Source organism: Citrobacter sp. Cpo109 (assembly GCF_030332565.1).
GTDB classification, from domain to species: domain Bacteria; phylum Pseudomonadota; class Gammaproteobacteria; order Enterobacterales; family Enterobacteriaceae; genus Citrobacter; species Citrobacter portucalensis.
Genome location: NZ_JAOWHQ010000057.1, coordinates 127346 through 141205 on the forward strand (window position 1 = coordinate 127346; position 13860 = coordinate 141205).

Here is a 13860-nt window from a genome sequence, read left to right on the forward strand (position 1 = left end):
TCGTTTGAACGAGGCGAATATTAGCGATGCCGCTCAGCGTTGTCAAAGCCTGAATAGATAAATGCGATCGTTTGCTGAAATATTCCCCATTTCGCCGCTTATTCAGACGCAACCGGTTGTTTTATGCACTTTTCGCGTTCGGGGCGCGGGTATTTCCACAGCCAGCGTCCGGTGACCATACGCCAGTAAAATAACGCGGCGCGTACGGCCCAGTCGAAGAACATACCTAACCAAACGCCGACAACGCCCCATCCTAATACGATACCCAGGGTGTAACCCGCGACTACGCGGCAGCCCCACATGCCCAGCATCGATACCCACATAGCAAAACGTGCATCTCGCGCACCTTTAAAGCCTGCTGGTAACACCCAGGATGCAGCCCATATCGGCATAAATGCTGCGTTGAGCCAAATCAGGATGACTATGACCTCTTTTACATCCTGATCGTGGGTATAAAACGAGGCCATCACCCCGGCGAAAGGAGCGGTTAGCCAGGCAATTGCCGTCAGGCCGATCGTCGACAGCCAGAATACATGCCGCAGCTGGATTTCAGCCTGGGCAATCTGACCATTTCCCAGACGCCTGCCGGTAATGATTGTCGACGCGGAACCTAAAGCATTCCCCGGTAAGTTGATAAGCGCGGCGATAGAAAATGCAATAAAATTCCCGGCGATAACGCTGGTTCCCATGCCTGAAACAAACATCTGCGTCAAAAGTTTACCGCCATTGAACAGCACTGACTCGATACTTGCCGGAATGCCGATCCCCATCACCTCCCAGATAATGGCGAGATTGAGTGGCTTAAAATAGCTTTTGAAGGGAATTCGCAGCGCGGGGTTAAAACCAATCATCAGTACCCAGATGATGGCAATCGCCCCGATGTAGCGCGAAATGGTCAGTCCCAGTCCTGCTCCCACAAATCCCAGACCTTGCCAGGAAAAGATCCCGTAAATCAGGATGCTACTGATGATGATATTCAGGATGTTCATGCCGCCGTTAATCAACAACGGTATTTTTGTATTTCCGGCTCCACGTAGTGCGCCACTGCCGATCAGCGCAATGGCTGCCGCCGGGTAGCTGAGCACCGTCAGCTCCAGATAGGTGAGTGCCAAAGCTTTAACGTCTGGCGTTGCTTCACCTGCGACAACGTCAATAATCTGTTGACCAAAATAGTGAATGACAGCTGCCAGAACGGTAGCAAAAATTGTCATGATCACCAGTGATTGTCTGGCCGCGGCTCTGGCCCGTCGACGATCTCGTTTCCCGAGGCTAAATGCTACAACCACGGTGGTGCCCAGATCGATGGCGGCGAAAAATGCCATGATGACCATATTAAAGCTGTCGGCGAGTCCGACACCGGCCATCGCTTCTTTTCCCAACCAGCTGACCAGGAAGGTACTCAGAACACCCATCAATAGCACACAGGTGTTTTCCAGAAAAATGGGGACAGCCAGCGGAGTGATTTCGCGCCAAAAGAGAACCTTATAACTCTTGCGTTTGGCATACCAGGGCGTGCGGGAAGCGACCTGGCGTAAGGCAGCGGAGACGTTCAAAGTGGACCTTAACGAAGAAAGTTGAAACCTCATTTCAAATGATGAGGGAGAATCAAAAAAGCTGCAAAGTTTTTTCTATTTAAAATGTCTGTAAATGCAACAAACTGTCGAGAGAAGCATCAATTGATTCGCATTCGAGGAAATGGGGTTTGACAAAATTTTTTTCGCCGCTAAGATAAGCCTCCACAACGATTCCTCTGTAGTTCAGTCGGTAGAACGGCGGACTGTTAATCCGTATGTCACTGGTTCGAGTCCAGTCAGAGGAGCCATATTTAAGAAGCCTGCTTAGGAAACTAAGCAGGCTTTTTGCTTTTTGTTTCAAGCCTGATCGAGCGAACCTACACCGGAATCTTACGCCGGGAAATCCCCATGCTGACGCGCAACCAACGTCAGAATGGAATACAGCGCCACCGCCTGCTGGTGCTGATTAAAGATCTCCACCGACCACTCCACCACGCCGGTCGCTTTTTCTTCGGCATTGCGCTGACGTTTCACTGTTTTGCGTTTGCAGGTTAAACGTACCTGGATAGTGTCGCCCGGCTTAACCGGCTCGATAAAGCGCAGATTTTCCATGCCATAGTTGGCAATCACCGGACCGACGCCCGCGTCAACAAACAGACCGGCTGCGGCGGAAATCAGGAAGTAACCGTGCACCACGCGCTCGCCGAAAATGGAATCGGCTGCTGCAATCTTGTCCATATGGGCGTAGAAGTGGTCACCGCTGAGGCAGGCAAAGTTAACGATATCCGCTTCGGTCAGTGTACGACGTGGCGTCAGCAGGCTGTCGCCCGGCTGGATCTCTTCGAAGTATTTACGAAACGGGTGAATACGATCTTCCTCTACCCGAGCGCCACGCACCCACTGTTGGCTTACCGCCGCGAGCATGGTTGGGCTGCCCTGAATGGCGGTGCGTTGCATGTAGTGTTTCACCGCACGCAGACCGCCCAGCTCTTCACCGCCGCCTGCACGTCCAGGCCCGCCGTGGACCAGCTGTGGCAGCGGAGAGCCGTGACCGGTCGATTCCGCCGAGGACTCTTCGTTCAGCACCTGAATACGCCCGTGGGCGCGGGCCGCACCGAGGATAAACTCTCGCGCCAGTTCGCCGCTCGCCGTCACCAGCGTTCCTGCCAGACTACCTTCACCGGCGCGCGCCAGCGTCATGGCATGCCCGGTATTTTGATACGGCATCAGCGTGGCGACCGGACCAAAGGCTTCAATTGCATGTACCGCGGCAATTTCATCCGGCTGCGGACAAAACAGCAGCGTTGGCGGGAAGAAAGCCCCAGCCGTGCTCAGATCTGCTTTTCCGCCCAGCAGCACCTCACACCCGGCTTCAACCAGACGATTCACATTATCCTGCACGTCCTGACGCTGATCGTTATTCACCAGCGACCCCATCTTCACGCCTTCCTGCGCCGGATCGCCCACTACCACTTTTTGCAGACGGGTAATCAGCGCCTCGCTGACTGCTTTCACCTGCGCCTGTGGCACGATAATGCGGCGGATAGCGGTACATTTCTGCCCGGCTTTGGTCGTCATCTCGCGCACGACTTCACGTACAAACAATGCAAACTCAGGCTGTTCTGGGGTGACGTCATCACCAAGCACACAGCAGTTGAGTGAATCCGCTTCCATGGTGAATGGAACCGATTTAGCCACCAGGTTGGGGTGCACGCGCAACTGCTGCCCGGTATGAGCAGAACCGGTAAAAGTCACCACATCCTGGCTGTCGAGGTGATCGAGCAGGTCACCCGCGCCGCCACAGATAAGGCTAATTGCGCCGTTCGGTACCAGGCCACTGTCGATAATCGCTTTCACCATTGCTTGAGTGAGCTGCGCGGTGGCGGTTGCAGGTTTGATAATGGCTGGCATCCCGGCAAGCCAGGTTGGCGCCAGCTTCTCCAGCATACCCCAGCAGGGGAAGTTAAAGGCGTTGATATGCACCGCAACACCGGATTTGGAGGTCAGCACGTGGCGTGCGGCAAAACCGCCCTGTTTGGACAGCGGGATCAGTTCGTCTTCCGGCCACAGTGTATCGTCCGGCAGCTCGCGGCCACCGAGACTGGCATAAGTGAAAAGCGTGCCAATGCCGCCTTCGATATCGACCCAGCTGTCACCGCGCGTTGCTCCGGTTTGCGCAGATATGGCATAGAAATCGGCTTTCAGTTCCATTAAATGCTTCGCCACCGCTTTTAGCATCGCGCTGCGCTCAATAAAACTCATTGCCTGTAACGCTTTGCCGCCGTGCTCAATAGCAAAGCGGCGCGCCTGCGCCATATCCAGTCCAACGCTTGTCACTTCCCAAAGCGCTTCACCGGTAAGGGCGTGGTGGATGGTGCGGGTGCGGCCCCGGCCTGTCTGCCAGGCACCGGATAAATAACTGGCTAACTGCTGCATCGTTAATCTCCAGATGTGTTCCGTAATATCTCTATAAATAGTTCTTTTATGAATCACAAAATGCAAGCGAGATTTTAATAATTTATTAACAATGAGATCGCGAACACTTTACCTTCATTGGTTATCTATCTGTTATTAATGGATAAACAAAAACCATTTGCGACAAGTATCGCAAAACCAGCAAACAAAATTTGTGGTTTTATTTAACCAAGATGTAACTTTTATAAAACGAAGTGATTCAAAAATATTGATTTGTTGAAATTATCGGAATCATAAGGTGATGACGTGACAGAAGAACAACGTTTTGACCAGCTCATCGCGCAGGAAACGGCCATCGAGCCGCAGGACTGGATGCCGGACGCATACCGTAAGACGCTGATCCGCCAGATTGGCCAGCATGCGCACTCGGAAATTGTCGGCATGTTGCCGGAAGGCAACTGGATAACCCGCGCACCCACGCTGCGGCGTAAGGCCATTCTGCTGGCAAAAGTACAGGACGAGGCCGGACACGGACTGTACCTCTACAGCGCGGCGGAAACACTGGGCTGCGCGCGTGAAGATCTGTACCAGAAGATGCTCGACGGCCAGATGAAATACTCCTCCATTTTCAACTACCCAACTCTGAGCTGGGCGGATATCGGTGTGATCGGCTGGCTTGTCGATGGCGCGGCGATTGTTAACCAGGTGGCGCTGTGTCGTACCTCCTACGGCCCGTATGCCAGGGCGATGGTCAAAATCTGCAAAGAAGAGAGCTTCCATCAGCGTCAGGGCTTCGAAGCGTGTATGGCGCTGGCTACCGGTAGCGAGGAACAGCGTCAGATGCTGCAGGACGCCATCAACCGTTTCTGGTGGCCTGCGCTGATGATGTTTGGCCCGAACGACGACAACTCACCGAACAGCGCCCGCAGCATGGCGTGGAAAATCAAACTGCACTCCAACGACGAACTGCGTCAGCGCTTTGTTGATAACACGGTCCCGCAGGTAGAAATCCTCGGTATGACCGTGCCGGACGCCGACCTACAGCTTGATGAAGCGACGGGGAAATATCGATTCGGCGAGATCGACTGGCAGGAATTTAATGAGGTCATCAACGGTCGTGGTGTCTGCAACCACGAACGTCTGGGCGCAAAGCGTAAGGCCTGGGAAGAAGGGGCATGGGTGCGCGAGGCCGCACTGGCGCACGCCGAAAAGCAACAGGCCCGCGACGCGGCGTAAGGAGAGAGTCATGAGCAAAACATACTGGCCGTTATACGAAGTTTTTGTCCGCAGCAAACAGGGGTTATCGCACCGTCACGTTGGCAGTCTGCATGCCGCCGATGACCAGATGGCGCTGGAAAATGCCCGCGATGCCTATACTCGCCGCAGCGAAGGCTGCTCCCTCTGGGTGGTGAAAGCCAGCGAAATTGTTGCGTCACAGCCGGAGGAACGCGGTGAATTTTTCGACCCGGCGGAGAGCAAAGTCTATCGCCATCCCACGTTCTACAGCGTGCCGGACGGCATGGAACATATGTGAGGCAACGATGAATAACCTGAATCCCGTTGCAACCTATGCCCTGCGTCTGGGCGATAACGGCCTGGTGCTGGCTCAGCGTCTGGGTGCCTGGTGCGGCCATGCGCCGGAGCTGGAGATTGATCTGGCGCTGGCTAATATCGGCCTCGACCTGCTGGGGCAGGCGCGCAACTTCCTCAGCTACGCAGCCGAACTGGCGGGTAGCGGCGACGAAGACACGCTGGCTTTTGGTCGTGATGAGCGTCAGTTCCGCAACCTGTTGCTGGTAGAACAACCTAACGGCAACTTTGCCGACACGATCGCTCGCCAGTTCTTTATCGACGTCTGGCACGTGGCGTTGTTCACTCGTTTGGTTAACAGCCGCGATAAGCAGATTGCGGCTATCGCTGCCAAAGGACTGAAAGAAGTGCGTTATCACCTGCGCTTCAGCCGCGGCTGGCTGGAGCGACTGGGGAATGGTACTGACTACTCCGCACAACTGATGCAGAAGGCGGTGGACAATCTGTGGCGTTACACCGGCGAATTGTTCCTTGCCGACGAACTGGAGATCGCTCTGGCCAGGCAGGGCATTGCCGTCGATCCGCGCGAACTGCAAACCGAATGGCAAACGACGGTACACACTGCGCTGATTGATTCTGGTTTACACGTTCCGCAAGAGGCGGCGTTTCGCAACGGCGGCAAGCAGGGGCTACACAGCGAACATCTCGGGCCGATGTTGGCGGAGATGCAGTACTTGCAGCGTGCGTATCCTGGTCAGCAGTGGTAGCAGGGGGGGCTATGCAACGTCTTACCGCGATCGCACCGCCAGAGGTGCACACCGTTTGGGGGCTGTTAAGTGCGATTTCCGATCCGGAAGTGCCGGTGCTGACCATCACCGATCTCGGCATGGTACGCAGCGTTGAGCGCTGCGGCGACGGCTGGGTAATCGGCTTTACGCCGACGTACTCCGGCTGCCCGGCCACCGAGCATCTACTGGGTGAAATTCGCGCGGTGATGGCGGAGCGCGGCTATACGCCAGTACATATCGTCCTGCAGCTTGACCCACCGTGGACCACTGACTGGATGAGCCCGGACGCCCGCGAACGCCTGCGCCAGTATGGTATCAGCCCGCCGCAGGCCCACGCCTGTCATGCCGAAATGCCAACTGACGTACAGTGCCCGCGCTGCGCCAGCACCCATACTTCGCTGATTAGCGAATTCGGTTCCACGGCCTGTAAAGCGTTATATCGCTGCGACAGCTGCCGTGAACCCTTTGATTACTTTAAATGTATTTGAGGTTGCGATGACAACATTTCATTCGCTTACCGTGGCCAACGTCGAAGCGGAAACGCGCGATGCGGTGACCATCACTTTCACCATTCCTGACGCGCTGCGTAATGACTACGCCTTTCGACCGGGCCAGCATTTGACGCTGAAAGCTCACCTCGGTGGAGAAGAGCTGCGTCGTTGTTACTCCATTTGTCGCAGCCGCTCGCCGTCGGAAATTAGCGTCGCGGTTAAAGCTATTGACGGTGGGCGTTTCTCCCGCTATGCCCAGCAGGATATCCAGCAGGGTATGACGCTGGAAGTGATGGTGCCGCAGGGCCATTTTGGCTACCAGCCGCAGGCCGAGCGCGAAGCCGAATATCTGGCGATTGCCGCCGGGTCCGGCATTACGCCGATGATGGCGATTATTGAAGCGACGCTGACGACCGAACCGGCCAGCCAGTTCACGCTGATCTACGGCAACCGCAGCAGCCACAGCATGATGTTCCGTCAGGCGCTGGCCGATCTGAAAGACCGCTATCCGCAGCGTTTACAGGTGGTGCACCTGTTTAGTCAGGAGTCGATGGACAGCGATCTGCTACAGGGTCGTATTGACGGCGACAAACTGCGTGCGCTGGGCAAAAACTTGCTCGATTTCAGCCGCTTTGATGACGCCTTTATCTGTGGCCCATCGGCGATGATGGATGAAGCCGAAGTGGCACTGCGTGAACTGGGTATAGCGGAAAAATCCATTCACCTTGAGCGTTTTAATACGCCGGGGACCAGCGTGAAACACGCCACCGGCATCCAGGCGGAAGGCCGCACGGTCACCCTTCGTCAGGATGGGCGCGATCGCCTGATTTCACTGAATGCGGAAGATGACAGCATTCTCGACGCCGCGCTGCGCCAGGGCGCTGACCTGCCGTTCGCCTGTAAAGGCGGCGTGTGCGCCACCTGCAAATGCAAGGTGGTCAGTGGCGAGGTGGCGATGGCCGCCAACTACAGCCTTGAAGCCGATGAACTGGCGGCGGGCTATGTGCTGAGCTGCCAGGCGCTGCCAACCAGCGGTGACGTAGTGGTCGACTTCGATGCGCGGGGGATGGCATGAGCGAACTGCTGATTTCCCGTCACGACCGTGTACTGCAACTGATTCTGAACCGTCCGCAGGCGCGTAACGCCCTGAACAATGCGCTGCTAACGCAGATTGCTGACGCGCTGGAAAGCGCGGCGGCGGACGCCAGCATCAGCGTTTGCGTGATTAGCGGCAACACGCGCTATTTCGCCGCCGGGGCCGATCTCAATGAAATGGCGGAAAAAGATCTGCCCGCCACTTTCGACGATATTCGCCCACGCCTGTGGGCACGTATTGATGCCTTCAACAAGCCGTTGATCGCGGTGGTTAACGGTTACGCACTGGGCGCGGGCTGCGAGCTGGCGCTGCTGTGCGACCTGGTGATTGCCGGGGATAACGCGCGCTTTGGTCTGCCGGAGATTACTCTCGGCACCATGCCAGGGGCGGGCGGTACGCAGCGGCTTATCCGTTGTGTTGGCAAAGCGCTGGCCAGCCGAATGGTGCTGAGCGGTGAAAGCATTGATGCCGAACGAGCACAACGGGCCGGGCTAGTGAGTGACATTCACCCGGCGAACCTCTCCGATGAATACGCGCTCAAGCTGGCGGCGACCATCGCCCGTCACTCACCGCTGGCGCTGCGGGCGGCAAAACAGTCTCTACGCGCTGCGCAAGAAGTGGGTCTCCAGGCCGGTCTGGTGCAGGAACGTCAGCTGTTTACGCTGCTGAGCGGCACCGAAGATCGTCGTGAAGGCGTCAGCGCCTTTTTAGAAAAACGCACACCGGAATTTAAAGGACGCTAATCGTGGACGCATTTATTCTCAGCGAAGTGGAGCAGGGCGTGATGACTATCATCCTGAACCGCCCGGACCGACTCAACAGCTTTAACGACGTGATGCACCAGCAGCTTGCCGATTGCCTGAAACAGGCCGAGCGCGACGACACCATTCGTTGCCTGCTGATCACCGGCGCCGGACGCGGATTTTGCGCCGGACAGGATCTGAACGACCGTAACGTTGACCCGAGCGGCCCCGCGCCGGATCTGGGCATGTCGGTGGAACGCTTCTACAACCCGCTGGTGCGCCGCTTAGCCGCGCTGCCGAAGCCGGTTATCTGTGCCGTCAACGGCGTTGCCGCTGGTGCCGGTGCCACGCTGGCCATGGGCTGCGACATCGTCCTCGCCGCGCGCTCGGCGAAGTTTGTCATGGCCTTCAGCAAGCTCGGCCTGGTGCCGGACTGCGGCGGAAGCTGGGTGCTGCCGCGCGTAGCCGGTCGCGCTCGCGCCGTCGGCTTACTGATGCTTGGCGATAACCTCAGCGCCGAACAGGCCGCGCAGTGGGGCATGATCTGGCAAGTGGTCGACGATGCCGAGTTGAAAGATACCGCGTTGACCATGGCGCGCCGTTTCGCGACGCAGCCGACCTATGGCCTGGGGCTGATTAAGAAAGCCTTGCAGCTTTCCGAAACCAACACGCTGGATCAGCAGCTTGAGCTTGAGCGCGACTACCAGCGCATGGCCGGTCGCAGCGACGACTATCGCGAAGGGGTCAGCGCCTTTCTCGGCAAACGCCCACCACAGTTCAGCGGGAAATAAGCCATGACGAAAACTCTTCACCGCGTTGCCGTGATCGGCGGCGGAACAATGGGTGCAGGCATTGCCGAAGTGGCTGCCAGCGCCGGGCATTCGGTCCTGCTGTATGACATTTCCGCTGAGGCGATTACTCGCGCCATTGAGGGTATTCGCCAGCGACTCGACGTTCGTGTTGGTCGTGGAAAAATTAGTGCGGAACAGGCCAGTGAGCTGCTGGCACGAATCGTACCCGCGACTGAACTGAATCAGCTTGCCGATGCACAACTGGTGATTGAAGCCGCTTCCGAGCGGCTGGAAATTAAAAAAGCGCTGTTCAGTCAGTTGGCGGAGATCTGTTTGCCGTCAACGCTGCTGACCAGTAATACCTCGTCGATCTCAATTACCGCAATTGCGGCGGGAGTGAAGCATCCGGAACGTGTGGCGGGGCTGCACTTCTTTAACCCGGCACCGGTGATGAAACTGGTGGAAGTGGTGAGCGGCCTTGCCACCTCAACTGAGGTAGTCGAGCTGCTTTGCCAGTGCGTAATCGCCTGGGGCAAGCAGCCGGTGCGCTGCCGCTCAACGCCGGGTTTTATCGTCAACCGCGTGGCGCGTCCGTACTACGCTGAAGCCTGGCGCGCGCTGGAAGAACAGGTTGCGTCAGCGGAAGTGATTGATGCAGCGCTGCGTGACGGCGGCGGCTTCCCGATGGGACCGCTGGCGCTGACCGACTTGATTGGTCAGGACGTCAATTTTGCCGTGACCTGTTCGGTGTTTAACGCCTTCTGGCAGGACCGCCGTTTTCTACCGTCTTTGCTGCAACAGGAGCTCGCTCTGGCGGGGCGTCTGGGCAAGAAGAGCGGCCACGGCGTCTATTGCTGGCCTGCTGAAGTATCGCCTGAACTGGCTGTTGCAGCGGTAGCGCCTGAAAATGCAGCAAAAAATATCAAGCGTGACGTTGTCACTGAACTGGATGATGTGCTGCTCCTTGAAACAACCGGTGAAACCGCGCTGGCCTTAAGCGTGCAGCACCAGCGCCCGGTGGTGGTGTATGACCATGCTGTGGGCGACACCGTCGTGCTGGCAAGCGCACCAACCAACCCGGCTTCAGCCACCGACAAAGCGGTGTACTACTTCCAGCAGCAGGGCAAAAAAGTGCTGCGTATTGCCGACTACCCAGGGCTGCTGGTATGGCGCACGGTAGCGATGCTGGCGAACGAAGCGCTGGATGCGCTGCAAAAAGGAGTCGCCAGCGCCGAGGATATCGATATCGCCATGCGCTTGGGGGTTAACTACCCGCACGGGCCGCTGGCCTGGGGCGACTCGCTCGGCTGGGGACGTGTGCTGCGTCTGCTGGAAAACCTACAACAGCACTATGGCGAAGAACGCTATCGCCCGAGTGCGCTGCTGCGCCAGAAAGTGCTGATGGAGATGCGTCATGAGTAATGAAGCCTGGCGCAACGCCCGCGCCATGTATGTGAAAGACACCTGCGCGCAGGCGCTGGGGATTGAAATTATTGAGATGGACGACGGTTATTCGCAGATGACCATGACCGTGTCGCCGTCGCAGCTGAATGGCCATCAGACCTGTCACGGCGGGCAACTGTTTTCGCTGGCGGATACTGCCTTTGCTTACGCCTGCAACAGTCAGGGACTGGCAGCAGTAGCCTCAGCAGCGAGTATCGACTTTCTGCGTCCGGCCTTTGCAGGTGACAAACTGACCGCCACCGCGCGGGTTAAGCAGCAAGGCAAACTCACTGGCGTTTACGACATTGAAATTGTCAATCAGCAACACAAAACCGTGGCTCTGTTTCGCGGCAAATCTCACCGCATCGGTGGCACGATTACAGGAGAAGTCTAATGCGTGACGCATTTATTTGTGACGGTATTCGTACCCCGATTGGTCGCTACGGTGGGGCGCTGGCAGGCGTGCGTGCCGACGATCTGGCGGCCATCCCGTTGCGTGAATTACTCAACCGCAACCCACGCCTGGATCCCAGCGCTATTGACGATGTGATCTTCGGTTGCGCCAACCAGGCGGGCGAGGATAACCGCAACGTGGCGCATATGGCGACCCTGCTGGCGGATTATCCGCACAGCGTTGCCGGCACGACCATCAACCGTCTGTGCGGCTCCGGGCTTGATGCGATCGGCTTCGCTGCTCGCACGATCAAAGCCGGTGATGCCGATCTGCTGATCGCCGGTGGTGTTGAGTCAATGTCACGCGCGCCGTTTGTAATGGGCAAAGCGACCGCGCCGTTTCAGCGTCAGGCAGAGATGTTTGATACCACCATTGGCTGGCGTTTTGTGAACCCGCTCATGCAGCAACAATTCGGAACTGACAGCATGCCCGAAACGGCGGAGAATGTAGCTGAATTGTTAAATATAAGCCGAGAGGACCAGGACGCCTTTGCGTATCGCAGCCAGCAGCGCACGGCGAAAGCCCAGTGTGACGGCATTCTGGCGCAGGAAATTGTGCCGGTACAAATCATTGGCAAGAAAGGGGCAGTTAGCGCAGTACGTGAAGATGAACATCCGCGTGCAGAAACCACGCTGGAGCAACTCGCACAACTGAAAACACCGTTTCGTAAGAACGGCGTGGTCACCGCAGGCAATGCCTCTGGGGTGAACGACGGCGCGGCAGCAATGATCGTAGCCAGCGAGCAACACATAAAGGCCCAGGGACTAACGCCGCGTGCACGCATTGTCGCCATGGCGACCGCGGGCGTTGAACCGAAGTACATGGGTCTTGGGCCAGTTCCTGCGGTACGAAAAGTGCTGGAGCGCGCCGGGCTGAATATCAACGATATGGATGTGATTGAGCTGAATGAAGCCTTTGCCGCCCAGGCGTTGGGTGTGATGAGACAGCTTGGACTGGCAGATGACGCAGAACACGTGAATCCCAATGGGGGGGCTATCGCTTTAGGTCACCCGCTGGGGATGAGCGGTGTGCGGTTAGCGCTGGCCGCAACGCTGGAGCTGGAACGACGCAATGGACGTTATGCGCTGTGTACGATGTGTATTGGCGTGGGTCAGGGCATTGCCATGATCCTTGAGCGAGTGTGAGCTAATTGACCTGCGAGTGCCCTACAAAATGACAACGACAACAACAAAATTAGATCCGATTGAAACCGCATCGCGTGACGAATTACAGGCTTTGCAAACCGAGCGCCTGAAATGGACGTTAAAACACGCCTATGAAAATGTCCCGATGTACCGCCGTAAGTTCGACGCGGCGGGGGTTCACCCGGATGATTTCCGTGAGCTGAGCGATCTGAGCAAGTTTCCCTGCACCACCAAGCAGGACCTGCGTGACAACTATCCCTTCGACACCTTCGCGGTACCGATGGAGCAGGTGGTGCGTATCCATGCATCATCCGGCACCACGGGTAAACCGACTGTGGTGGGCTATACGCAAAATGATATTGATACCTGGGCTAATATCGTCGCCCGCTCGCTGCGTGCCGCAGGCGGTACCGCGAAAGATAAAATCCACGTCGCTTATGGCTATGGCCTTTTCACCGGCGGCCTGGGCGCGCACTACGGCGCGGAGCGCTTAGGGGCAACGGTTATCCCAATGTCCGGCGGGCAGACTGAAAAGCAGGCGCAGCTGATTCGCGATTTCAAACCTGACATGATTATGGTCACGCCATCCTACTGTCTGAACCTGATTGAAGAGCTGGAGCGCCAGATGGGCGGTGACGCGCGGGGTTGTTCACTGCGTACCGGTGTATTTGGCGCAGAGCCGTGGACCACGGGGATGCGCGCGGAGATCGAACGTCGCCTCGGTATTACGGCGCTGGATATTTATGGCCTCTCGGAAGTGATGGGGCCGGGCGTGGCGATGGAGTGCATCGAAACGGGTGATGGTCCGACAATATGGGAGGATCATTTCTTCCCGGAAGTGGTCAATCCGGATGACGGTACGCCACTGGCCGACGGCGAGCACGGCGAACTGCTGTTCACCACGCTGACGAAAGAAGCGCTACCGGTCATTCGTTATCGTACCCGCGACCTGACGCGCCTGCTGCCGGGTACCGCGCGCACGATGCGTCGTATGGATCGCATTAGCGGGCGCAGCGACGATATGCTGATTATTCGCGGCGTCAACGTCTTCCCATCGCAGGTGGAAGAAGAGATCCTCAAGATTGAGCATCTGGCTCCGCATTACCAGTTGGAAGTGGATCGCCGAGGGCATCTTGATTCGCTTTCGGTACGCGTGGAGCTTAAAGAGAGTAGCCTGGTGCTAAGCCATGAGCAGCGCTGCCAGATTTGCCATCATTTGCGTCATCGTATTAAGTCGATGGTCGGTATTTCAACGGACGTAAGCATTGTTAACTGCGGCAGCATCCCGCGCTCTGAAGGTAAGGCGTGCCGGGTGTTCGACCTGCGCAAAGTTGCCGCCAACGGTTAACCCTGTAGGCCTGATAAGCGTAGCGCCATCAGGCAGAACAGTGCAACGCTGCCGGATGGCGGCGTTGCCTTATCCAGCCTACAAACTCCTGGCGTTTCGCTG

General features: G+C 57.1%; 13 protein-coding genes and 1 tRNA gene. 12 read left to right on the top strand and 2 right to left on the bottom strand.

Annotation, left to right across the window (positions count from 1 at the left end):
• Positions 1-98: 98 nt before the first annotated feature.
• Complete coding sequence (locus OGY71_RS11400; protein ID WP_003846749.1) at positions 99-1586, bottom strand: EmmdR/YeeO family multidrug/toxin efflux MATE transporter; 1488 nt, start codon at positions 1584-1586, stop codon at positions 99-101.
• Between the two features lie 160 nt (positions 1587-1746).
• On the opposite strand from OGY71_RS11400, the gene OGY71_RS11405 reads away from it, so the two are divergent.
• Positions 1747-1822: transfer RNA gene (locus tag OGY71_RS11405), tRNA-Asn, on the top strand.
• 82 nt (positions 1823-1904) lie between these two features.
• Here the strand turns inward: OGY71_RS11405 and paaZ are convergent.
• The gene (gene paaZ / locus OGY71_RS11410; RefSeq protein WP_126956023.1) at positions 1905-3950 is read right to left on the bottom strand and encodes a phenylacetic acid degradation bifunctional protein PaaZ; all 2046 of its coding nucleotides are present in this window, start codon (positions 3948-3950) and stop codon (positions 1905-1907) included.
• A 285-nt stretch (positions 3951-4235) separates the two neighbouring features.
• Between paaZ and paaA the strand changes: the two genes are divergently transcribed.
• From paaA to paaK, 11 genes are read left to right on the top strand one after another with little or no spacing between them, the layout of a single operon-like run.
• Positions 4236-5165, top strand: coding sequence for a 1,2-phenylacetyl-CoA epoxidase subunit PaaA (gene paaA / locus OGY71_RS11415; RefSeq protein WP_193133915.1), 930 nt, complete (start codon positions 4236-4238; stop codon positions 5163-5165).
• 10 nt (positions 5166-5175) lie between these two features.
• Entirely contained in the window at positions 5176-5463 is a 288-nt protein-coding gene (gene paaB / locus OGY71_RS11420; protein WP_286613328.1) for a 1,2-phenylacetyl-CoA epoxidase subunit PaaB, read from the top strand.
• 7 nt (positions 5464-5470) lie between these two features.
• The gene (gene paaC / locus OGY71_RS11425) at positions 5471-6226 is read left to right on the top strand and encodes a 1,2-phenylacetyl-CoA epoxidase subunit PaaC (RefSeq protein WP_020996485.1); all 756 of its coding nucleotides are present in this window, start codon (positions 5471-5473) and stop codon (positions 6224-6226) included.
• An 11-nt stretch (positions 6227-6237) separates the two neighbouring features.
• Positions 6238-6735, top strand: a complete 498-nt coding sequence (paaD, locus tag OGY71_RS11430; RefSeq protein WP_063941442.1) for a 1,2-phenylacetyl-CoA epoxidase subunit PaaD — start codon at positions 6238-6240, stop codon at positions 6733-6735.
• A gap of 7 nt (positions 6736-6742) precedes the next feature.
• On the top strand, positions 6743-7813 hold the full coding sequence (gene paaE, locus OGY71_RS11435; RefSeq protein WP_126956029.1) for a 1,2-phenylacetyl-CoA epoxidase subunit PaaE: 1071 nt from the start codon (positions 6743-6745) through the stop codon (positions 7811-7813).
• Complete coding sequence (paaF, locus tag OGY71_RS11440; RefSeq protein WP_267395328.1) at positions 7810-8577, top strand: 2,3-dehydroadipyl-CoA hydratase PaaF; 768 nt, start codon at positions 7810-7812, stop codon at positions 8575-8577. The genes paaE and paaF overlap by 4 nt, the downstream gene beginning before the upstream one ends.
• Positions 8578-8579: 2 nt before the next feature.
• A complete protein-coding gene (paaG, locus tag OGY71_RS11445; protein ID WP_164562923.1) occupies positions 8580-9368 on the top strand; it encodes a 2-(1,2-epoxy-1,2-dihydrophenyl)acetyl-CoA isomerase PaaG in 789 nt (262 codons plus the stop codon).
• A 3-nt stretch (positions 9369-9371) separates the two neighbouring features.
• Positions 9372-10790 carry a 3-hydroxyacyl-CoA dehydrogenase PaaH gene (gene paaH, locus OGY71_RS11450; protein ID WP_003832237.1) on the top strand — a complete coding sequence of 473 codons (1419 nt, stop codon included), beginning with the start codon at positions 9372-9374 and terminating at the stop codon, positions 10788-10790.
• Complete coding sequence (paaI, locus tag OGY71_RS11455; RefSeq protein ID WP_003832239.1) at positions 10783-11205, top strand: hydroxyphenylacetyl-CoA thioesterase PaaI; 423 nt, start codon at positions 10783-10785, stop codon at positions 11203-11205. The genes paaH and paaI overlap by 8 nt, the downstream gene beginning before the upstream one ends.
• Complete coding sequence (pcaF, locus tag OGY71_RS11460) at positions 11205-12410, top strand: 3-oxoadipyl-CoA thiolase (protein WP_003832241.1); 1206 nt, start codon at positions 11205-11207, stop codon at positions 12408-12410. The genes paaI and pcaF overlap by 1 nt, the downstream gene beginning before the upstream one ends.
• Before the next feature lie 28 nt (positions 12411-12438).
• Entirely contained in the window at positions 12439-13758 is a 1320-nt protein-coding gene (gene paaK, locus OGY71_RS11465) for a phenylacetate--CoA ligase PaaK (RefSeq protein WP_003832244.1), read from the top strand.
• Positions 13759-13860: the final 102 nt, after the last annotated feature.